Source organism: Kitasatospora sp. NPDC058965, from assembly GCF_042741245.1.
Lineage (GTDB): Bacteria > Actinomycetota > Actinomycetes > Streptomycetales > Streptomycetaceae > Kitasatospora.
The window spans coordinates 1-21409 of record NZ_JBHYKG010000141.1; the positions used below are offsets into that span (position 1 = coordinate 1).

General features: G+C 72.3%; 15 protein-coding genes. 11 read left to right on the plus strand and 4 right to left on the minus strand.

From position 1 onward, the window contains the following. Positions 1-58 precede the first annotated feature (58 nt). The 3 genes from ACFW1A_RS22710 to ACFW1A_RS22720 all read right to left on the minus strand — a co-directional run bounded on the left by ACFW1A_RS22710 (position 59) and on the right by ACFW1A_RS22720 (position 5716). Positions 59-2398 carry an immune inhibitor A domain-containing protein gene (locus tag ACFW1A_RS22710; protein ID WP_380410979.1) on the minus strand — a complete coding sequence of 780 codons (2340 nt, stop codon included), beginning with the start codon at positions 2396-2398 and terminating at the stop codon, positions 59-61. 357 nt (positions 2399-2755) lie between these two features. After that, positions 2756-3010 (minus strand): Smr/MutS family protein, encoded by a 255-nt coding sequence (locus ACFW1A_RS22715; protein ID WP_380410965.1) that lies wholly within the window; start codon positions 3008-3010, stop codon positions 2756-2758. Between the two features lie 63 nt (positions 3011-3073). Continuing rightward, the gene (locus ACFW1A_RS22720; RefSeq protein ID WP_380410966.1) at positions 3074-5716 is read right to left on the minus strand and encodes a TIM-barrel domain-containing protein; all 2643 of its coding nucleotides are present in this window, start codon (positions 5714-5716) and stop codon (positions 3074-3076) included. 415 nt (positions 5717-6131) lie between these two features. Here ACFW1A_RS22720 and ACFW1A_RS22725 point away from each other — a divergent pair, with 415 nt between their 5' ends. From ACFW1A_RS22725 to ACFW1A_RS22745, 5 genes are all read left to right on the plus strand, one after another. Next, a complete protein-coding gene (locus ACFW1A_RS22725; RefSeq protein WP_380410967.1) occupies positions 6132-7085 on the plus strand; it encodes a carbohydrate ABC transporter permease in 954 nt (317 codons plus the stop codon). A gap of 121 nt (positions 7086-7206) precedes the next feature. Continuing rightward, positions 7207-8526, plus strand: a complete 1320-nt coding sequence (locus ACFW1A_RS22730; RefSeq protein ID WP_380410968.1) for an extracellular solute-binding protein — start codon at positions 7207-7209, stop codon at positions 8524-8526. Positions 8527-8533: 7 nt separating this feature from the next. Then, complete coding sequence (locus tag ACFW1A_RS22735) at positions 8534-9415, plus strand: carbohydrate ABC transporter permease (RefSeq protein ID WP_380410969.1); 882 nt, start codon at positions 8534-8536, stop codon at positions 9413-9415. Next, positions 9408-10148, plus strand: a complete 741-nt coding sequence (locus tag ACFW1A_RS22740) for an HAD family hydrolase (RefSeq protein WP_380410970.1) — start codon at positions 9408-9410, stop codon at positions 10146-10148. Before ACFW1A_RS22735 ends, ACFW1A_RS22740 begins: the two co-directional genes overlap by 8 nt. 15 nt (positions 10149-10163) lie before the next feature. After that, positions 10164-11438, plus strand: a complete 1275-nt coding sequence (locus ACFW1A_RS22745; RefSeq protein ID WP_380410971.1) for an MBL fold metallo-hydrolase — start codon at positions 10164-10166, stop codon at positions 11436-11438. A 123-nt stretch (positions 11439-11561) separates the two neighbouring features. On the opposite strand, the gene ACFW1A_RS22750 is transcribed toward ACFW1A_RS22745, so the two are convergent. Next, positions 11562-15107 carry an NACHT domain-containing protein gene (locus tag ACFW1A_RS22750; RefSeq protein WP_380410972.1) on the minus strand — a complete coding sequence of 1182 codons (3546 nt, stop codon included), beginning with the start codon at positions 15105-15107 and terminating at the stop codon, positions 11562-11564. 218 nt (positions 15108-15325) lie between these two features. Between ACFW1A_RS22750 and ACFW1A_RS22755 the strand changes: the two genes are divergently transcribed. The 6 genes from ACFW1A_RS22755 (at position 15326) to ACFW1A_RS22780 (ending at position 21353) form a co-directional block, all read left to right on the plus strand. Then, the gene (locus ACFW1A_RS22755; RefSeq protein ID WP_380410973.1) at positions 15326-15496 is read left to right on the plus strand and encodes a hypothetical protein; all 171 of its coding nucleotides are present in this window, start codon (positions 15326-15328) and stop codon (positions 15494-15496) included. A 248-nt stretch (positions 15497-15744) separates the two neighbouring features. Then, positions 15745-16329: a TetR/AcrR family transcriptional regulator gene (locus ACFW1A_RS22760; protein WP_380410974.1), complete on the plus strand. Its 585-nt coding sequence runs from the start codon at positions 15745-15747 to the stop codon at positions 16327-16329. A gap of 113 nt (positions 16330-16442) precedes the next feature. Further along, positions 16443-17423: a zinc-binding dehydrogenase gene (locus ACFW1A_RS22765; protein ID WP_380410975.1), complete on the plus strand. Its 981-nt coding sequence runs from the start codon at positions 16443-16445 to the stop codon at positions 17421-17423. Positions 17424-17496: 73 nt separating this feature from the next. Continuing rightward, positions 17497-17910: a GntR family transcriptional regulator gene (locus ACFW1A_RS22770; protein WP_380410976.1), complete on the plus strand. Its 414-nt coding sequence runs from the start codon at positions 17497-17499 to the stop codon at positions 17908-17910. Further along, positions 17907-19064: a DUF1648 domain-containing protein gene (locus tag ACFW1A_RS22775; RefSeq protein ID WP_380410977.1), complete on the plus strand. Its 1158-nt coding sequence runs from the start codon at positions 17907-17909 to the stop codon at positions 19062-19064. Before ACFW1A_RS22770 ends, ACFW1A_RS22775 begins: the two co-directional genes overlap by 4 nt. Before the next feature lie 114 nt (positions 19065-19178). Further along, the gene (locus ACFW1A_RS22780; RefSeq protein WP_380410978.1) at positions 19179-21353 is read left to right on the plus strand and encodes an RICIN domain-containing protein; all 2175 of its coding nucleotides are present in this window, start codon (positions 19179-19181) and stop codon (positions 21351-21353) included. Positions 21354-21409 lie beyond the last annotated feature (56 nt).

Genomic DNA, 21409 nt, shown 5'->3' on the forward strand with positions numbered 1-21409 from the left:
GAGCAGGGTGGAGCGGGGTCGAGCGGGGTCGAGCGGGGTCGAGCGGGTCGACGCAGGGTCAGTCCACCGGGCGGACCCGGATCCAGGTCTCCAGGTAGTTGCCGCTCTCGTTCTCGATCTCGATGCTGGTGCCGGTGTTCGGCACGATCACGCTGCTGTACGGGTCACTGGCGTCCCAGTACGAGTGGTCGCGGTCGTTGAACTCGTCGACGCCCTTGCTGCGCGGGATCACCGTCAGCGCGTCGGCCTTGTGGAGCTGCAGGCCGGGGGTGCGGCGGGAGCCGAAGGTGGAGTCGTAGCCCTGCAGACGGGGCTTCATCAGGGTGCCGTCGGCCCACTTGAGCGGGGTCGGGTGGGAGTCGATCGGCAGGACCAGGCCGTGGCCCGGGTGCACGCTGACGTTGTTGTCGGTCTGCGAGGTGTCCCAGTACCAGAGCAGCAGGCCGGGCTGGTAGGCGTAGTGCTCGACCCAGTTGGGCTTGCTGGCGAAGCCGAAGTTGTACGGGCCGGTCTTCAGGGTCTCGTCGTAGGAGATCGGCTGGCGGTTCTCGGCCAGGTAGTACTGGGCGTAGTCCTTGGAGAACTTGCCGTTGATGACGGAGAAGCCCTTGGCGTCCCAGCCGGCGTTGCCGTTCTCCACGTTGTCGGTGAAGAGGGCGGCGCCGTCGGCGGTCACGCTGATGTCGTCCAGCGCGAGGCCGTTGTAGTGCAGGCCGCCGTCGGTGGTGTTGTGGAACCGCACCTTGACTGCCTTCCCCGCATAGGCGTCCAACGGGTAGGACAGGTCGCCCCACTTCTTGGCGTTGCCGGTCAGGCCGGCCTTGCCGCCGTTGTTCTTCGGGATCGCGACGCCGTCGAAGGTGCCGTCCAGCACGGTCCAGTTGGCGCCGCCGTCGGTGGAGACCTCGGCGTAGCCGTAGTCGTAGTCCTGCTCCAGGTCGTACCAGCCCTTGGCCTTGAGCGCGGCCGAGGTCTTCCCGGTCAGGTCGACGTCACGGGTGAGGGTGACGTCCAGGTTGTCCGCCGCGCCGCTCCACCACTCGCCGTTGCCCGCGAAGGGGGTGTTGATGTCGGTGGTGACGGTCTTCTTCGGCAGGTCGACCACCAGGCCCTGCTTGAGCTTGGTGTTGAACTCCACCGGGCCGATGTGGTGGGTGGACTCCTTGCCCGCCTCGGCCTTGTCGTAGTTCAGCCAGCCGAGCTGCAGCTTGCTCCACACGTCCAGGTCGTTCGGCATGTCGCCGATGGCGTCCTTGCCGGTGCCGAGCCAGGAGCCGGAGCTCATCAGCGACCAGAAGCCGACCGAGTTGTCGTTCGGGCCCTGGGTGTCGTACAGGTCCGGCAGGCCGAGGTCGTGGCCGTACTCGTGGGCGAAGACGCCCAGGCCGCCGTTCTCGGGCTGCATGGTGTAGTCGCCGACCCACAGGCCGGTGTTGCCGATCTGCACGCCGCCGCGCTTGTTGCCCTCGGGGCCGGTGACGCCGGCGTCCGCGCCGTGCACGTAGGAGCGGTGCGCCCACAGGGCGTCGGAGCCCTGGGCGCCGCCGCCGGCCGACTCGTCCTCGCCGGCGTGCACGATCTGGAAGTGGTCGATGTAGCCGTCGGGCTGGTTGAAGTTGCCGTCGCCGTGCGAGCCGTAGCGGTCCCACTGGTCGTACTGGGCGAGGTTGGCCTTGATGTCGGCGTCCGACCGGCCCTTGGCCTTCTGGTCGGTGACCCAGGCGTTGAGCGCGTCGACGATCAGGTCCTGGGCGTTGGCGCAGATGTGCGCGCCGCAGTAGTCGGAGCCGTACCGGGCCTCGTTCCACGGCACCCGGACCCAGTCGGTGACCTGGCCGTCGACCGAGTAGCGGCCCGAGGACTGCTTCTCGTAGAAGGTCTTCAGGGACGGCTTGTCCTTGGCGAAGTACAGGTCCTGGTAGTGCTGCTGGTCGTAGTCGGCCTGCCAGGCGGTGGAGTTGTTGGTGGCGCGGTCGGGGGCGGCGATCTGGTTGTGCGCCGGGCCCGGGGTGCCGCCGTACTTGAGCTTGCCGTTCGGCAGCTTGGTGGTGGTGTCCACCTGGTCGCCGAAGTCCACCAGGATGGTGAAGATCTTGTCGGTCCGCTCGCGGTTGAGCTCGACGTACTTGTCCCGGCCCAGCTTCACGCTGCTGCTGGCGCCGTGCTGCTCGACCTGGGCGGTGCCGGCCAGCAACTGCTCGGTGGCGGCCTTCTGTTCGGCGTTGACCTTGTCGGTGTAGGGACCGGGAAGGTCGTGGTCGACCTGGGCGGCCTGGGCGGCGTCCGCCGGGTCGGCCGTGGCGGCGGGCGGTGCGGCGGCTATCGCGGCGCCGGGCAGCAGGCCGAGGCCGAGCGAGGCCAGCAGCGCAGCGCCCACGGCGGTGGCCGTGGCCTTCATGGGTGTCTTCAACGTGGGTGACGTCCTCCCCGGACCGGGGTGGGCCCGTGGGATACACGGGCGCCCGCGGTAAACGGATATGCCAAGTTGAGGAAAGAGTTGACCCAACAAAGGGCAAAAATGGAAGATCTTGACCGAGCCATGGTCAACCGCTAAGCTCCGCCGCTCCCGCCGCCTGACCCGGTGTCATTTCCGCAGGTCAGAGCGGGTGTTCGCGGAGTCACTCCGCCGAACGGCGGGGGTCGGGCGGCGGGGAGCGCGCGCTTCGATGTGACGCAGGTCACTCAGGAAAACTTCATGATTCACGCAACCGTCACACGGGGGGCCCGGCGCCGCCGCACCGGACGTGCCGGTCCGTCAGTCGAGCTCGCGGAAGTACACCAGCACCCGGCCGGGGTTCTTCGGGTCCTCCGCGTGCCGCAGGTAGAGCTTGCGGATGTGCTTCTGGTCGAGGAAGGCGAGCACCCGGCGCTTCAGTTGGCCGGAGCCCTTGCCGGGGATGATCTCGGCCACCGGATCGCCGGACCGGGCCGCGGCGAAGAGGAACTGGCGCATCGCCAGCTCGATGTCGCGGTTGTTCCGGAAGATCGGGTGCAGGTCGAGGCTACGCATCACCGGTGCACCCTAACCAATGCGGGGCCCGGCGGCAGCAGTGCCGCCGGGCCCCGCCCGGGCTCACCCGGCCAGCGCACCCGCCCCGGGCAGGTGGAGCGTGAAGCCGGTGCCGGTGGAGATCGGCGGCGTGGTCACGTGCACCACGCCGGCGGCCTGGTCCCAGCTCCACGCACCGGCCGCCAGCGGCCGGCCGTCCAGCAGCACCTGGGCCGGCGCCGCGCCGGTGTGGACGGTGAACTCGTAGCTGCGTGCGGCCGGTTTGCCGGTGTAGTCGCCCACGCTCGGCCCGACGGTCAGCTCGGTCGAGCCGTGGCCGTGCCCGGTCGCGTGCACGGTCACCCGCTGGGTCGCGCTGGCGCCCTGCTGGTAGGCCCGGGTGGTGCCGTCGTCCTCGTACAGGGTGAACTGCGAGTCGCCCTGGGCGTAGACGTCGTAGTCGAGCCGACCGGTGTCCCGGGTCTGCCAGGAGAGCGTGCCCTGCGGCCACATCGGCACCACGGCCCCGGCCCGGACGAACAGCGGGAGGGTGTCCAGCGGCGCGTGGTAGCCGTTGACCGTGGTCGGGCCCTGGTACGTCCGGCCGGTCCAGTAGTCCACCCAGGTGCCCGCGGGCAGGTAGATCCCGTTGCGGGTGTCGGAGGAGTCGTAGACCGGGGCGACCAGGAAGCTGTCACCGCTGAGGAACTCGTACTTGGCCGTGTCGCCCCAGGTGGCGGGGTCGTTCGGGTACTCCAGCGCCAGTGGCCGGACGGCGCCGACGCCGCTGGTGTGGGCCTGCGCCGCCAGCGTGTACAGGTACGGCAGCAGGCGCTCCTTGAGCTGCAGGTACTTGTTGTTGATCGAGGTGTACGGCTCGCCGGAGGCCCAGGGCTGCTTGTCGCCCGTCGCCCAGCCGTCCATGGTCATGACGGTCGGGACGAAGGTCTTCCACTGCAGGTCCCGGGTCTCCACCTTCGGGTCGTTGCCGAAGATGCCGCCCACGTCGCCGGTGTCGTAGGCGATGCCGGACATGGTGGCGCCCGCGTAGGTGGGGATCTGCCAGCGCACGTAGTCGTAGCTGCCCGTCTGGTCGCCGCTCCAGAGCACCCCGCAGCGCTGTGCGCCGGCCCAGGAGACCGGCAGCCAGACGAAGCCGCGGGCGTCGCTGTTCTGCTCGATGCCGTCGTAGGCCTGCTGGCAGCCGTCCAGGGCGAACTGGTAGCCGGGGCCGACCCAGCCGACGTCCAGCTTGCGGACCCGGACGCCCGCCTTGACCTCCTCGCCCTGGTTGGGCAGGCCGGTCGAGGTCCACAGGCCCAGCTGCATCTGGTGGTCGCGCAGGCCCTGCCCGGTCTGCTGCAGGTTCTCGTAGCCGCAGCCGTAGCCGTCGTTGACCAGCATCCAGCCCAGGGGGGTCTGGTGGGAGGTGTAGCCGTCGGCCACCTTCAGCGCGTCCAGGGTGTGCCGCTCGCCGCGGTTGGCGTTGTGCAGGTAGCAGTCCGAGTCGCCCGGCTCCAGGCCGTAGACCGGCGGCATGAACGGCTTGCCGACCAGGTCGGTGTACTCGCCGATCACGCTCTTCAGGTCGGGGCCGCCGGGGCTGGCCATGAAGTACCCGTCGAACCGGCGCTCCTGGGCGGAGGTGCGGACCGGGTCGCCGAAGCTGTAGACCCCGGGTGCGAAGGTGTTGCGGAACACGCCGTAGCCGTTGCTGGACAGGTAGAACGGCTGCGAGTTGTTGTAGCCGCCCTCGTTCCAGTCGAAGCTGTTGGCCACGTGCACGGTCCGGTCGCGGTGCGAGAAGCTGCCGTTCTGCTCGCCGGCGCCGTAGAACTGCTCCTGGGCGCCGCGTGCCAGGGTCTGCTGCACCGCGTCGTCGGTCCAGGTGAGCCCCTGGGTCTCCTGCCAGACCACGGTGCGGTTGTCGGCCCGGTAGAGGGCGAACCGCAGCGGGTTCTTGTAGGCCCGCAGGGTCAGGTCCTTGGTGGCGATGCCGTAGTAGTCGCCGGCGTCGAACTGCCTGGTGGTCCGGACGGTGGCCGGGGGGTGCTGCACCATCTCGCGCCCGGCCGGGTCGGTGAAGGTGCCGTCCGGCGCGAGCTGGAGCCGGAACACGTCGTCACCGGTGAAGTCGATCCGGGCGGCCGCGGCGCCGGCCCGCAGCTGGTAGCTGCCGTCGTCGGCGTGCGAGAAGCCGGTGACGGCGCCGACGGTGGTGCTGGTCGGGATGTTCGCGGTGCCGGTGTACGAGCCGTTGGTCACCGCGTAGGGCACCACCACCACGTGGTACGTGCCGGAGGCGGCCGGGATCACCGTCGCCTCGGGGTCGGTGGAGCCGGCGCTCTCGGCGACCTCGTGGCCCGCGCTGTCGTAGATGTAGAGGTCGAAGTCGTTGGTCGGGTCCTGCCAGGTGATGGCGACCGGGACGCCGCCGTCCGGATTGCCCTGCCAGTAGGAGGCCGGCACGTCGACGGTCAGGTCGAAGCGGTCGCAGGTCAGGCCGCCGGGGTCCTGGGCCTGCGGCGGGCAGTGGGCGGGGTCCGGCACCGAGCCGTTGGCGTAGGTCGGGCTCTGCCAGGACAGTCGGTGGCTGCCGGCGAGCGCGAGGGTGCCGCCGGCGGGAGTGGCCGCGTGGGCGGGGTGCTGGGCGCCGAGCAGCGCGCAGACCAGGGCGAGCACGGCGGCGAGGGCGGTCCGGGGTAACCGGGTCAGGGTAGTTCGCATGCCACGTCCAAGTGATAGGGGGTGGAGCGTGCGGTGCGCGGGCTGCCGTGAGGAGGTCATGACAGCCGTCGGGAGGTGCGTGCGGGCGCGCGCGGGCGCCCGCCGGGGGAGGCTAGCAGTACGTTTCTGCTCGCTCAAGGCTGTTGCGCGCAGTTTTGCGCATGGGCTGCTCATGGGACGGCAGCGGCCGACGCTCCGTCGGATCGGGTGGGGCCGACTCGGGGGGCGGTCGGCCGACGTGGAACGCGCTCGCTGACGCTGCGTCAGGGGCGGGTGAGGGGCCGTCAGGCGGCAGAGGCTGTGCGAGTGGCCAGCCTTTCAGGATATCTGCTGATCACCAATATGGTGATGCTTGTTGTCAGCTGTTCATCATTGCTTGGCTTGCGCGACACCGGCCGCCGCCACAGTACTCCGCGTGACCGCAACGACCACCGCCCGGCCGGTCACCGCGCCGGGCAGCCTCACCCGCCGCCGGACTCCGGCCCGCGACTTCCGCACCACCCGATGGGGCTGGGCCTACTCGGCTCCGGCGGTGCTCATCTTCGCGACCTTCGTCATCGTCCCGACCGGTTATACGTTCTACGTCTCGCTGTGGAAGTGGAACGCGCTCAACCCGGCGATGTCCACCTTCAAGGGGATCGGCAACTACCAGCGCCTGATCTCCGCCACCCAGCCGACGTTCCTCTCCAGCCTGTGGCACTCGCTGTACTTCAGCGGGGCCATGGTGATCGGCGGGACCGCGGTGTCGCTGGCCCTGGCGCTGTTGCTGCAGCGCGGCGGCGCGCTGCTGAACGCCTCCCGGGTGGCGATCTTCGTGCCGCACGCCACACCGATGATCGCGACCTCGATGATCTGGGTCTGGATCTTCAACCCCCGGTTCGGGCTGGCCGACTGGGTGCTGCACAGCCTGCACCTGCCGACCTCCGACTGGCTGCAGTCCTCGGCCTCCTCGATGCCCGCGGTGATCATCTACAGCCTGTGGCACGAGGTCGGCTTCACCACCGTGGTCTTCCTCGGCGGCCTGGCCACCCTGCCGAACGAGCTGAGCGAGGCGGCCCGGGTGGACGGCTGCTCGGCCTGGCAGGAGTTCTGGCACATCACCTGGCACCAGCTGCGGCCGGTCACCACCTTCGTCGTCGCGATCACGGCGATCACCTCGCTGCAGGCGTTCACGCAGTTCTACGCGCTCTCCAGCGGCGGCCCGGTCTACGCCACCACGACGCTGAGCTACCTGGTCTACCAGGAGGCGTTCGTGCTGAGCGACACCGGCTACGGCGCCGCGCTGGCCGTGGTCCTGTTCGCCGTCACGATCCTGTTCACCCTGGTCCGCCGGCGCACCGCCGCCGGTGCGGACTCCGCCCTGGTGTGAACCCCGGCGTGCCGCCGCGCGGCGCGCCCGCTCCGCCCGCTCCGCCCCCGCCGGACCGGTCCCGCACCGTCCCACGCAGTTCCCGCACCGTCCCACACAGCACGAGAAACGGACACCCTCCATGCGTCTCCGCATCGCCGCCGTCGCCTCCCTCGCGGCCCTCAGCCTCACCGCCTGCGCCGGCGGCGGCACGTCCGCCGGGTCCGCCGCCTCGGCCTCCGCGCCGAGCGGTCACGAACTGGCCGTCCCCACCACGCCGGTGACCATCACCTTCGAGGAGGCGATGACCATCGGCACGCTGAAGCCGGCGATGGACAAGCTGGTCTCGGACTTCCAGGCCAAGTACCCGAACATCACGGTCAAGCTCCAGGGCGACCCGGACTACGCGACGATGTACACCAAGGAGAAGGCCGAGGTGCAGGCGGGCAACGCGCCGACCATGGGCCAGGTGTACGAGAGCTGGGCCTCCTACTTCCAGTCGGGCGGCGCGCTCACCCCGATCAGCGAGCTGGCGGGCACCGACACCCCGCAGCAGGTCTCCACCTTCTACAAGGGCATCCAGAAGGACCTGGCGCTGGGCGACGGCAAGAACTGGATGTGGCCGTTCAACAAGAGCGTGCTGATCCTGTTCTACAACGCCGACATGCTCAAGGCGGCCGGCCAGAGCGAGCCGAAGACCTGGGACGACTACGCCACCGCGATGAAGGCGGTCTCCACCAACGGCGTCACCGGCTCCACCATCGACCCGGGCTCGGCCGCCGGCGCCGCGTTCGGCACCCAGTGGTTCGAGATCCTGGACAAGGCCGACGGCGGCGCGCTGTACGACGCCGACGGCACCCCGCACCTGAACGACGACGGCGCCGTCAAGGCGATGACCTACCTGAAGTCGCTCAAGGACGCGCACGCGCTGGCCACCGGCAAGAACTACCCGGGCGAGACCGCGCTGGGCGCGCAGAAGGGCGCCTTCGACATCTCCTCCGCGGCCGGCTACGGCTTCGAGAAGAAGACCGTCGGCGACAAGTTCGCGATGAACATCTCGGCCCTGCCGAGCGGTGACAAGGGCGCGGTCAACGAGCTGACCGGCACCAACATGGTGGTCTTCAAGAGCGCCACCGCCGACCAGAAGGCCGCCGCCTGGGCGTTCATGAAGTTCATCACCAGCCCGGAGGAGCAGGCCGGTTGGGCCGCCACCTCGGGCTACCTGCCGGTCACCCCGCAGGCGCTGCCGCAGATGCAGGACTTCATTGCCAAGAACCCCTACGAGACCGCGGCGGTCTCCGAGCTCGACACCGCCTTCGCGCTGCCCCCGTACAACTGGATCTTCAAGTGCCAGGGCTACGAGGCGACCGCGATCCAGGACGTGCTGGACAACGGCGCGGCGCCCGCCGACGCCCTGAAGACCGCGCAGAACGCCTGCACCACCGCCAAGACCCAGGGCTGATGAACCGATGAAGACCGCCTCCCACCAGGGAAGGAGGCCGGCCTCGCGAGCCGCCGGCCGCGCCGGGCGCCACGCCCGGCGCGCGCTGGCGCTGCTCATCGGCGCCGCGTTCGTCTTCCCGTTCTACTGGACCGTCGTCATCTCCCTCGGGAAGCCCGGCGAGTTCAGCACCTTCCCGCCGGTGCTCTGGCCGCACTGGCAGTGGTCCAACTGGGCGCGCGCCTGGGACGCCGCGCCGTGGGTGCGGTTGTTCGCCAACACCGTCCTGATCGCCTGCTGCACCGTGCTGCTCTGCCTGGTCACCTCGCTGCTGGCCGGCTTCGCCTTCGGGGTGCTGCGGTTCCGCGGCCGCAAGGCGCTGACCCTGCTGGTGCTGTCGGTGCTGATGATGCCGGGCACCGTGCTGATCATCCCGGACTACGTGCTGGCCAACGACCTGCACCTGCTCAACACCTACTGGATCCAGATCATCCCGTGGGGCGCCAGCGTCTTCGGGATCTTCCTGGTCCGGCAGTTCTTCCTGGCGATCCCGCAGGAGATCCTCGACGCGGCCTCGCTGGACGGCGCCTCCCGGCTGCGGGTGCTCTGGTCGATCGGCGTGCCGATGGTGCGCCCGGCGCTGCTGATCATCGCCGTCAACGTCTTCCTGGGGTCGTGGAACTCCTTCCTGTGGCCGGTCATCATGACCAGCAGCACGATGGAGTCCTCCAACACGGTGCAGCCGGTCGAGGTCGGCCTGTCGCTCTTCAACTCCGCGGAGGGCACCGACTTCCCCGCGCTGGCCGCCGCGGTGACCTTCACCACCCTGCCCGTGATGGCGTTCTTCCTGGTGCTGCAGCGGCAGTTCATCCGGGGCGCCCTGTCCGCCGCCGGAGGCGTCCGTGGCTGACCCCCGACCGATCATCGTCTCCGACTTCGACGGCACGGTGTACCGCAGCGACGAGCCGATCCGGTTCTACGCGCGTCGGGTCGCCGCCGGGCTCGGCGCTGCCGAGGCGACCGCGTTCCTGGACGTCTTCGAGCGCTACCTGGCCGAGGGCGTGGCCGCGGCCGACGGCGCGCAGGACCCGGCCGAGGCCGCGCTGCTGCGCGCCGCCGAGGACGGCTGGGGCGTGGTCCAGGCGCTCGCCGCCGGACACCGGATCGACCCCGACACCGTCCAGCAGGCCTTCCTGGCCAGCCGGGTGCACATGCTCGACGAGTCCTGCGCACTGGAGATCGTCGAGCCGCTGGTGGAGCTCTACGCGCAGTTGCGCGGCGAGGTGCGGATCGTGCTGGCCACCAACAGCCCCGCCGAGGGGCTCGCCCCGCTGCTGGCGCGGATGGGCCTGGCCGACGCCTTCGACCAGGTCGTCCCCGGCGCCGCGAAGCCCGTCGGCCTGCGCCGCTGGATCGAGGCCGAGCTGGTCGACCGTCCGGCCGCCTCGCTCTTCTCGATCGGCGACCACTACCGCAACGACATCGCACCGGCGGCCGCGCTCGGCGCCGCCACCGGTTACATCGACCGCTTCGGCCGCGCCGACGGCCCGGCCACCGCGACCGGAGCCCGCGTCGAGGAGATCCTGCCGGCCCTGCGGGCCTGGGCCACGGACCGCTCCTCGCGCACCGCACCATCCCTCTAGGAAGAGATCTTTCTTTTGACCACTGTTGAATTCTGGGGCGGCGTAGGCGTCATCGGCTCCAGCAAGATCATCGTCACCGACGGCGGCCACCGGGTCATGCTCGACTTCGGCATGGACGTCCCCGCCGGCGCCGACCTGTTCCGCGCCCCGGTGGCACTGCGCCCCGAACGCCACCTGGCGCAGCGGCTGCGGATGGGCGCGGCGCCGCGGATCGGCGGCGTGTACGACCCGGCGCTGCTGGACGCCGGTGACCCGCTGGCCGCCGAGGTGATGCCGACCTCGCTGTTCCTGACGCACGGCCACATCGACCACTGCGGTCTGGCCGGCTTCGTCCGTCCCGAGGTCCCGGTGCACGCCTCGCCCGAGACCATCGCCCTGCTCGGCGCCCTCGCCGAGGCCGGTGACGGCCTGCCCGGCGGCGACCCGGTGTGGCACCCGGTCGCCGACGAGACCCCGGTCGCGGTGGGCCCGATGACGGTGGAGCGGATCCCCGTCGACCACGACACCCCCGGCGCCAGCGGCTACCTGGTCACCACCAGCGACGGCGTGCTCGCCTTCACCGGCGACATCCGGTTCCACGGCCGCTCGCCCGAGCGCTCCTGGCACTTCGCCGACCGCGCCGCCGGCTGCGACCTGCTCGTCACCGAGGGCACCGCGCTGGGCCTGGGCCTGCCGGCCGGTCCGGCGCGCACCGAGGACGACGTGGCCGCCGACTTCGCCGCCGCGCTCGCCGACGCCGGCCGGGACCTGGTGCTGCTCGGCCTCTACCCCCGCGACCTGGAGCGGGTCGCCGAGTTCCTGGAGATCGCGGCGGCGGCCGGCCGCCGGATCGTCTGGGGCGACCGCGTCGCGGCCTTCCTGCAGGCGGCCGGCATCGAGGGCGTGCTCCCCTGGAGCTCGGTCGGCCCGGACGCGCTGCGCGCCGAGCCCGGCGCCTTCGTCTACCAGCCGGACATGGGCACCCTGAGCGACATCGCCGAGCTGGCCGACCTGCCGCTCGGACCGGGGACGGTCTGGCTGCACGCCAACGGCGAGCCGCTCGGTCCGTTCGAGTCGCGCTGGCAGCTGTTCACCGAGTGGCTGGCCGCGCTGGAGGTCCCGCTGCGCCGGATCGGCTCCTTCGGCCACGCCACCGCCGACGACCTGCACGCGCTGGTGCACCGGGCGGCCCCCAAGGTCGTGGTCCCGATCCACACCCAGGCCCCCGACCTGCTCCACCCGACCGGGCCCACCACCCGGATGATCCCGCAGTTCGCCCGCCGGTACCGGATGGACGGCCGGGAGGCCTGACGGGGCGTCACGTCGACAGGACGGCCCGCCGCCCGGCACCGCGCACACGAGTGCGGTGCCGGGCGGCGGGCCGTTCGTGGTCGGGCCGTCCCTAGGGGCCGGGTGGTTCTCGGCGGGGCGCGGTCAGACCGCCCGTGCGGCGCCGTGATCGACCAGTGCGGCCAGGCTCCGGTACAGGTCGGCCGCCCGTTCGCGGTCGTTCCCGAGGAGGCCCGCGTCGCGGGCGAGACGGGCCGCGACGCCGGCGGCCGCACGGCGGTGCCGGGGCATCGCGCTCAGGATCTCGGCCGCGCGGATCCGGGTGCCGTTGTTGAGGGAGCCGTCCCCGGCGATGTGGGCCAGCAGGTCCGCGGCCGTGCGGTCGTGTCCGGGGATCCAGGCCAGGCACTCGGCCACGTCCACCCGGTCGTCGGGCGCAAGGGTGGCGTCGGCGGCGAGGCGGGCCACCACGGTCGTCGCCGTGCGACGGTGCGCGGGCAACGTGCTCAGGATGTTGACGGCTTGAATCCGGGCACCGGTGTGGACGGTGCTGTCCCCGGCGATGCGGGCCAGCAGGTCCGCGGCCGTGCGGTCGTGTCCGGGGATCCAGGCCAGGTACTCGGCCGCCGCCACCCGGTCGTTGCCGTCGTGCGTGGCGTCCCGGGCCAGGCCGGTCAGCAGCTCGGTCCCGGACCGCTCGTGCCCGGCGACCTGCGCCAGGCAGGCGGCAGCCTCGACGCGGGCGCCGGTGTCGAGGGCGGGGTCCTGGGCCTGGTCGCTCAGCAAGGCCGCACCGCGCAGTTCGTGTCCCGGGACCCAGGCCAGGCCCGAAGCCGCCGCCACCCGGACGTCGCTCCCGCACTCGGTGCCGAGGGCGAGCCCGGTGAGCATCCCGACGGCCGTCGGCTCGTGCTCGGGCAGTTCGGCCAGGGTCTCGGCGGCCCTGACCCGGGCCGTTCCGACGAGCGCGGTGTCCACGGCGAGCCAGGCGAGCAGCTCGGCGCTCTCCCGTGCCTGTCCCCGCAGGCAGGACAGGAGTTGTGCGGCCTCCACGCGAGCGCCGCCGGCGAGGCCGGTGTCCTCCGCGAGCCGGATCAGCACCTCGGCGGCGGCCGGTTCGGCCCCGGGGAGGTCGGCCAGGGTGTCGGCGGCGTGGATCCGGGCATGGTCGGGGAGCGTGCGGTCCGCGGCCAGGTGCACCAGCACCTCCGCGGCGATCGACTCGTGCCCGGGCAGACCGGCCAGCTGCTCGGCGGACCGCATCCGGTGGTCGATGTAGCGGGAGGTGTCCTTGGCCAGCTTGGCCAGCACCGCGGCGGCGATCGGCTCGGACCCGGCCAGTCCGGCCAGCCGCCCCGCCGTCTCGCCCCGGTAGAGGTGGTGGAGCGTGGTGTCCTGGGCCACCCGGGCCAGCAGCTCCGCCGCGGCCCGGACCCAGGCCGGATCGGCGACCTGACCCTCGGCCAGCTGGATCCAGGCATCGGTCGCCCGTACCCGGGTCAGGCTGTCGAGCGTGGCGTCCTGTGCGAGGGCGGTGAGCAGGGTCAGTTCGGCCGGGTCGGTCACCGGAGCGCCGGGTCGCACTTCCACGGTACGGATCCAGGCGTCGGTCGCCCGGGACCGGATGTCGCCGTCGAGCCCGGTGTCCACGGCGAGGTCGGCGAGCATCCGCGCACCGAGGTGCTGGTGCCCGGTCATCCCGGTCAGGACCACGGCGGCGTGCACCCGGGTGTAGCCGTGGAAGTCGGCGTTCCCGGCGATCCGGGTCAGCCAGCGGACGGTGTGCCCGGTGGGCAGGTTCGTCCTCAACTCCACCTGTGCGGCGATGAGTCGGCCGGCGGCGACCCCGTCGCGGCCGACCAGCGTGTCCAGCCGGCGCAGCGTCTCGACGGCGATCGCGTCGGTCGGGGTGAGCAGCCCGTCGAGCAGGAAGCCGAAGTACGAGGCGTCCCGGTCGGCGACCAACTGGAGCCGGTCGTACGCCTCCTCCCGGGGGAGCACGGTGTCCAGGGTGCGGCGGCGGGCCTGCTCGTCGCGGGTGGCGTGGCAGGCCGCCTGGTACTCGAGCAGTGACTGGTGCAGGAAGTCGAACTCGTCGCCGCGCTGGGTCAACAGGCCCACGGGGCGCAGCAGATCGCCGAGGAAGGAGAGCCAGAGCCGTGGGGTCACCTGGGCCGGGCGGGGGACGGGCAGCAGCTCGGCCAGCAGCGACAGGGTGGGGGTGGTGGTGCCGTTGAACCGCTCGTGGGCCAACCGGTCGATCAGTGCCGGCAGGTGGTCGCAGACGTGCCGGGCGGCCTGTTCGGCCGCCCGCAGGTCCTCCGCGACCTGGTGGCGGCCGGCCAGGGTGCGGACCGCCTGCTCGTGGGTCTGCCGGATGCTCTTGTGGGTGTTCTGCCGGTAGACCAGGTCCACGAAGGCGCGGTAGGCACCGGTGCGGCCCTCCGGGAGCGGCCGGGCGGGGTCGGCCCGGTACAGCTGGCAGAGCATGACGGCCACCAGCGGTGTCCGGGCCAGGACGTCCAACCGGGAGCGTTCGAGTGCTGCGGTGAAGGCTTCGGTGTGGCGCACCGGATCGTCCAGGTCGCTGAACCAGTTCGCGGCGTAGCTGCGCAGCTCGTGGGGGCTGAAGGGCTGCAGTTCGAAGTGCGCCGCGTCGAGCTGCTCGACCTCGCCCGGGGGCAGTGGCCGGGTGGCCACGACGAACCGGTAGTGCTCCGGTCCGGCCTTGGCCGCCGCGGACAGCGTGCGCAGCACGCGGCTGCGGTCCGCCTGGCTGGGCAACTCGTCGAGGCCGTCGACCAGGACCAGCCAGACGGCTCGGGGATGCGGCGGTCGGCGGAAGGTGTCGGCGGTCAACTCGGCCAGCAGGCCGAACAGGACGAGTTCGGCGGTCACCGCCTTCGCGATGACCGCGGGGAGCGGCTCGGATCCGGTGAGCGCGGTGGCGGGGAGCACGACCGGGACGGACTTCCCGCCCGCGCCGTCGAGCCACCTGGCGGTGGACTCGGCGAGATGGGCCCGCAGCAGACTGGACTTGCCACCGCCGGGCCCGGCCACCAGGAAGCAGAGGCCGGTGTCGGCCGTGAACACCCGCTCCGCGGGGATCGCCAGGCCGATGCCGTCGGCCTCGGTCGGTGCGTCCGGACCGACCACGGCCCCGGTCCTGGCCTGCTGGCGCACGTAGACCCGGCTGAGTGCGGGAAGCCCGGGGAGGTCGAGGACACCCGGATAGGGGTGCACCGTCGCGGCCTCCCGGGCAGCGGCCAGGTAGTTCCCCAGGTGCGGCTCGACGGCCCGCCTGGGCGCGGGCCGGGAGCCGCTCGCCTGTTCCCAGAGCTTGTGCCAGAGGGCTTTCTCCGCCGGGATGTTCCTGCTCGGGGTCGCCAGGATGCTCCTGCTCGGGGTCGGAGTCCGCACGCCCTCGTGCCGGCTGCCCGGCGACGGGTGGCTCCAGTCGAGCAGGACGTCGACGAGTGCCCAGAGCGCGGCGAAGTCCTTGGCCGGCACGCCCTCCTGGAACCAGTTGCCGACCGTGGTCTTGGACAGCTTCGGCAACTCGGGGCAGCGCTTGCCGGCTTCGGCGATCACCTCGCTGCGGTGCCGCCCCCGCAGCGCCCGGCCCTCCAGGTGCACCAGCGCGTCGCGCAGCGCGGCTCGGCCCGGACTCGGCTCCGACGACGCGGTCACCGTTCCCGTCCTGCTGCCGCGCGTCCGACCGGTCCGTCCGGTCCGACCGGTCCACTCGGTCCATCCGGTCCATCCGCCGGCCCAGCGACCGTGGTGCTGAGCAGGCCCGCTGCCCGACCGGACCATCGGGTCCAGCAGGCCTGGTGGCGAACCGGCGTGCACCGGTGGGATGGCGGGGAGCCGCCCGACCGGGCGGCAGCACCGAGGGAAGGACTGACATGGCTGTCACCGCATGGGCCGCGCTGGCGTCCGTGGCCGGCGTACTGATCGTCACCGTGGCGATGGTCCGGATCGTCACCGTCGCCCTGCGCGGCACCGCCCCGCGCGAGCGTGCCGCGCTGCTCAAGGCCGTCGCCGAACTCGTCCGTGCCGTGGGCAGGCGATCGTAGGACCGCGGACGCGTGGTCGCCGGTGGGGGCTCCGGTCGGCTCGGGGGCGGGACCCGCGGTGGCTTTCGGGGCGCGGACGGGCGGCCACTCGTGCCCCCGCGCGTCCCGTATGGCTGCCATCGGCGACCAGGATGCCACGCGGACCGGGCCCGCCGGACCGGTTCGCCGGGACACGCCGGGAGCGGGCCGGGAGCCGGCCGCGGTGCGGGAGGCTTGTTCTTGAATGACCACTCAAGTATTGTTGCCGCATGGCGAGACCGCGGGAGTTCGACCCCGACACAGTGCTGGACCGGGCGATGCTGCGGTTCTGGGAGCGGGGCTACCGGGCCACCTCCGTGGAGGAGTTGGTGAAGGCCACCGGGGTGAGGCCCGGCAGCCTGTACGGGGCGTTCCCCGGTGGGAAGCACGCCCTGTTCGTCAAGTCGCTGGAGCGGTACGCCGCGTTGGTGGTGCCGCAGAAGCTCGGCGAGTTGGCGGCGGCGTCGGCCTCGTTGCCCGAGGTGCGCGGGTACTTCGACGGGTTGGTGGCGGACCTGCTCAGCCCGCAGGGGCGGCAGGGGTGCCTGCTGGTGAACGCGGCGATCGAGGACGCGGCGGAGGACGACGAGGCCGCCGCCGTGGTGCGCGGTCACCATGCGCGGCTGGAGCGGTGCATGGCCGCGGCGCTCGGCAACGCGGTGCGCCGGGGTGAGGTGCGGGCCGACCTGGATCCGGGGTTGGCCGCGAAGATGCTGCTGGCGTCCTGTCAGGGGCTGATGGTGATCGGCAAGGCCAACCCTGACGGGGTGGTGCTGCGGGCCGTCGTGGACGGCGCCTTCGCGGCGCTGGCCTGAGCGTCGGGTTTCGGGCTTCAGGTTTCGAGTTTCGAGTTTCGGGGCCGCCCCTCGGTGGGCGGCCCTTTTTCCGGACCAGTTATTGAATGACTGCTCAAGAATGGAGTGGCGCTGTGCTGGCTGTTGAGATCTCCACCCCCGGTGGGCCCGAGGTGCTGCGGGTCGTCGAGCTGCCCGACCCGGTTCCGGGGGCGGGTGACGTGCTCATCCGGGTCCGGGCGTTCGGGCTGAACCACGCGGAGGCGTACATGCGCAGCGGGGCCTGGGGCGAGGTGGCGCGGGTGCCCGGCATCGAGTGCGCCGGCACCGTCGAGCACGACCCCGCGGGCCGACTCGCCCGCGGGACCAGGGTGGTGGCGATCCTGGGTGGCATGGGCCGGACCAGGAACGGGAGTTACGCGCAGCTGGTGACGGTGCCGGCGAGCAACGTGGTGGCCGTGGACTCGACCCTGGGCTGGGAGCGGCTGGCGGCCGTGCCGGAGGTGTACGCCACCGCCTGGAGTGCGCTGTTCGGCAACCTGGCTCTGACGGATGGTCAGACCGTCCTGGTGCGGGGGGCGACCTCCGCGCTCGGCCAGGCCGCGGTGAACCTGGCCGCCGAGTCCGGGGCGACCGTGCTGGCCACCACCAGGAGCCGGGAACGGGCAGGCCTGCTGGAGGAGTTGGGGGCGGACCGAGTCCTGGTGGACGACGGCGGGCTGGCCGCGCAGGTCCGTGGCGCGCGGCTGGAGGTGGATGCGCTGCTCGACGTGGTGGGCAACAGCACCCTGCGCGACTCGCTGGCCGCCGTCCGGCCGCGCGGGCGGGTCTGCCAGGTCGGGTTCCTGGGCGGATTCGCCCCGGTCGCCGGGTTCGACCCGTTGGTCGACCTGCCCGGCGCCGTCCAGTTGAGCTTCTTCGGCAGCGCCTTCGTCCTGGGCGGTGAGCACTTCCCGCTCACCGGGATCCCGTTCGCGGACATCTTCCGCAAGGTCGAGTCCGGTGCACTGAGGGCCGGGCCGAGCAGGGTCTTCGACTTCCACGAGATCGTCGAGGCGCACCGGTGGCTGGAGTCGGGGGAGGCGCTGGGCAAGATGGCGGTCACGGTGCCGTGACCGGGTCTTGCCAGGCTTTCGGCAGCTGTTCTATAAGTACTAGAGCAGCTGTCGAACGGACGGACGGGCGCCGGTGATCCTCAACCTTGACCTGAGCAGTGAGGTCCCGATCTACCAGCAGATCAGGGACCAGGTGGTGGTCGCCGTCGCCACCGGTGAGCTGGTCGAGGGGAGCGCGCTGCCGTCGACCCGGCAGTTGGCGGGCGACCTCGGGATCAACTTCCACACCGTCAACAAGGCCTACGACCTGCTGCGCCGCGAGGGGCTGCTGCTGCTCACCCGCAAGAGCGGGGCGGTGGTCCGGCGCGGCCCGCGGTCCGGGCCGGCGGAGCACGGATTCGCCGAGGAGTGGGCGGGCCGGTTGCGCACGCTGCTGGCCGAGGCGGTGGCCCGGGGGCTGGACGGGCCGGCCGTGCTCGCGGCCTGCGCGGCGGCGGTGGACGGGTTCGACGCGGCGACCACGACGATGCGGGGGGAGGCCCGGTGAACGCGGCAGTGGTGGTGCCCGGGGTGTTGGCCCCGGTGGTGGTGCTGGTGCTGGCCTGGCTGATGCCGTCGCTGACGGCGCCCGACCTGCCGTTCGGCGCGCGGGTCCCGGCGGCCCGCCTCGGTGAGCCGGTGATCGCCGCGCAGCGGCGGTCCTACCGCAGGTGGCTGGCCGGCGCCGGCGGTGCCGTGCTGCTGGCGGGCGGCGGGTTCGCGGTCGCGGCCGGCGGCGGGCACGGGGTGGCGGCCGGGGCGGCCGCGGTGCTGCCGGCGCTCGCCGCCGTCGCGGTGGCCGCGGCCGGGTACGTCCGGGCCCGTCGGGCGGTGCTGGCGGCGAAGCGGGCCGGCGGCTGGTACGACGGCCTGCGCCAGGGGGTGGCGGCGGACACCTCGCTGCGCACCGGTCCCCGGGCGGTCGCCGGGCTCTGGGCGCTGCCGGCGGTCCTGCTGACGGTGGTGACGGCGGCGATCGGCGCGGTCCGCTACCGGGGGATGCCGGCCCGGCTGCCGGTGCACTACGGCGGCGGCGGGACGGCGGACCGGTACGCGGCCAAGTCGCTGCCCACCGCCTTCGCGCCGGTCCTCGTCCAACTGCTGGTGACCGCGCTGATGGTGGGGATCGTGTGGGCCGTCGCGCGCGGGCGGGCCGACCTGGACCCGGCGCACCCGGCGGCGAGTGCGGCCCGGTACCGCCGGTTCGTCGCCCGGGTCGGTGCCGCGCTGCTGGTGCTGGCGGCCTGTATCGACTTGTCGATGCTGCTGGCCGCGCTGAAGATCTGGGCCGGCGCCGCCGCGCTCTCCCCGGTGTCGCTGCTGGCGCCGGTGCTGGCCGGGCTGGCGGTGGTGGTGCTCGTGTCGGTCCGCACCGGCCAGGGCGGCAGCCGGCTGACCGGGCCCGCTCGGGACGGGACGGGCGGGGACGGGCCGGGTACGGACGGGGCGGGTGCGGACGACCCGGACACCGGCTTGGTGCACGCCGACGACGACCGGTACTGGCGGGCGGGCGGCACCGTGTACGTCAACCGGTCGGACCCGGCGCTGCTGGTGCCCAAGCGGTTCGGGATCGGCTGGACCGTCAACCTCGGCAATCCGCGGGTGGTGCTGCTGCTCCTGGTGCTGGCCGGGCTGGCAGTGGTCCTCTCCGTCGCCTCCTGAGGCCGCCGGCCCACGGTCTCGAAAGAATTTCCGCGAGTTTCCGTGATCCGGACCGGGCCCGCGGGTCTCCCAAGGTGTCGGCGTAGTTCAACTGCCGAGACAGGGAGAAAGCAGATGACTGGCAAACGAGCGGCGAAGCGGCGACCCCGCCCGCGCCGGATGCTGATCACCACGGTGGGTGCGACCGCCGCTCTGGTGCTCAGCGTGGTGGGGTACGGGTTGGTGACGGAGACTCAGTCCGGCCCGGGTGCGACGGCGATGGTGGGTGACGCGGCCAACGGGGAGGCGGTGATCCTGCCCGATGCCGCCTCCGGCACCCGCGCGCCCGCCTCGGCGCCCCAGCACGGCCAGGCGCCCGCGCCGGTGAAGGCGATACCCGCCGACGACCCGGCCCGCGGCATGGTCTACGAAGGGCTGAAGATCGCGCCGCAGGGCGACCCGTGCGTCGGGGTGTACCGGGTGTCCGCCGCCGGGCTGTGCACGCACGGGCCCGACGCGCCGCCGAAGGGCCTGGACGTCAAGGCGTCCACCGCCCCCGTCGCCGCGACGGCGCCGACCCCGGTGCTGCCGTCCCACGGCGGCGACCAGGCCCCGGCCGCGGCCGCCCTGCTGAAGGACGCGCCGACCGTGGTCGACGCGACCAGCGGGACCGTCACGGCCGCCGCCTCCACCCAGGTCCCCGGTGCCGCCGCCGCGGCCGGCTCGGGCAGCGGTACCGCTGCCGCCGGCAGCGGCACGGTGCTCTGCGACGGTGACGGCAGCGCGGGCAACCGGGTGCAGGTGCTGTACGTGCACGGCCCCGGCCAGGACCGGTACGGCCAGTACCTCGCCTCGTTCCAGCAGTGGGCCGCCGACGTCGACGTCATCTACAACGCCAGCGCGGAGGAGACCGGCGGCAACCGGCACGTGCGGTTCGTGACCAACGCGGACTGCACGGCGACGGTGCTCGACGTGGAGCTCTCCGCGACCGCCCTGCAGGAGTTCGGCGCGACCAACGACGCACTCGCGAAGCTGGGGTACAACCGCAAGGACCGCAAGTACATGATGTTCGCCGACGCGAACGTCTACTGCGGGATCGGCACCTTCGCGGGTGACGAGCGCCCCGGCCAGGACAACCTGAGCAACTTCGGCCCCTCGTACGGCCGCACCGACAACGGCTGCTGGAGCGGGTCGACCGCCGCGCACGAACTGGGCCACAACCTGGGCGCGGTCAACAACAGCGCCCCGCACTCCAGCAAGGCGGGCCACTGCACCGACGAGTGGGACATCATGTGCTACTCCGACGCGCCGTACTACCCGAAGATGCAGGTCCTCTGCCCGGACAACAAGCACGACGACCGGCTGGACTGCAACCACGACGACTACTACAACACCGACCCCGCGCCCGGCAGTTACCTGGACACGCACTGGAACGTGGCGAACAACCAGTTCCTGATCCAGGGCAACGGCGGCGGCAACCCCAACCCCACCCCGACCCCGACGCCCACCCCCTCGCCGACCGGCGGCCCGACCGCGACCCCGACCCCGTCGCCGTCCCCGACGCCCACCGCGAGCCCGTCGCCCAGCCGGACCACCGGCCCGACCCCCTCGCCCACCCAGGGCACCGGTCCGGGTGTGACGGTCAGTCAGATCACCGCCAACTCCGCGGTGCTGAGCTGGCCCGCCGTCAACGGGGCCACCGGCTACCGGATCCTGGTGGGCGGGCGCGGCATCGCGACCGTCGACGCGACCGTGGTCCGCCTGGTCGGCCTGCGGCCCGGCACCTCCTACGCGGTCTCCGTCGCGGTCAAGGACGCGAGCGGCACGGTCGGCACCGCCGGCCGGGCGACCGGCTTCCGCACCCCCGACAGCACCGGGCCCACCACCAGCGGCCGGCGCTACCTGCTGCTGAACGGCCTCACCGGGCAGGCCGCCGACATGTGGGGCGGTTCGACCAACGACGGTGACGTGCTGATCGGCTACCACCGGCACGGCTACGCCAACCAGCAGTGGCTCTTCGACGACGCGGGCTCGGGCGCGCTGCGGATCCGCTCGGCCCTGTCCGGCAAATGCCTGCAGATCGGCGGCGACGCCGTGGCCGGCCAGTACGTGATGCAGGAGCCGTGCGGCGACTCGCCCGCCCAGCTCTGGCAGCTGACCGCGGCCAACGGCGGCTACAGCGTGTCGCCGCAGGGCTCGGACCTCAAGCTCGGCCTCAGCAACCGCTGGTACTACGGCGGTTGGCTGCTGGAGCTGCAGCAGTCGAACGGTCAGGGCTACCAGGACTGGACCCTGCAGGCCGTCAGCTGACGGTGCGTCGTCACCGGGGTCACCGGTGACGCCGGCGACACCGGTGGTGCCCGCTG

Bases quoted from the DNA above. Each gene is read 5' to 3' on its own strand.
- ACFW1A_RS22710 (WP_380410979.1), bottom strand. From the start codon at position 2,398: ATGAAGGCCACGGCCACCGCCGTGGGCGCTGCGCTGCTGGCCTCGCTC.
- ACFW1A_RS22715 (WP_380410965.1), bottom strand. From the start codon at position 3,010: ATGCGTAGCCTCGACCTGCACCCGATCTTCCGGAACAACCGCGACATC.
- ACFW1A_RS22720 (WP_380410966.1), bottom strand. From the start codon at position 5,716: ATGCGAACTACCCTGACCCGGTTACCCCGGACCGCCCTCGCCGCCGTG.
- ACFW1A_RS22730 (WP_380410968.1), top strand. From the start codon at position 7,207: ATGCGTCTCCGCATCGCCGCCGTCGCCTCCCTCGCGGCCCTCAGCCTC.
- ACFW1A_RS22735 (WP_380410969.1), top strand. From the start codon at position 8,534: ATGAAGACCGCCTCCCACCAGGGAAGGAGGCCGGCCTCGCGAGCCGCC.
- ACFW1A_RS22755 (WP_380410973.1), top strand. From the start codon at position 15,326: ATGGCTGTCACCGCATGGGCCGCGCTGGCGTCCGTGGCCGGCGTACTG.
- ACFW1A_RS22760 (WP_380410974.1), top strand. From the start codon at position 15,745: ATGGCGAGACCGCGGGAGTTCGACCCCGACACAGTGCTGGACCGGGCG.
- ACFW1A_RS22780 (WP_380410978.1), top strand. From the start codon at position 19,179: ATGACTGGCAAACGAGCGGCGAAGCGGCGACCCCGCCCGCGCCGGATG.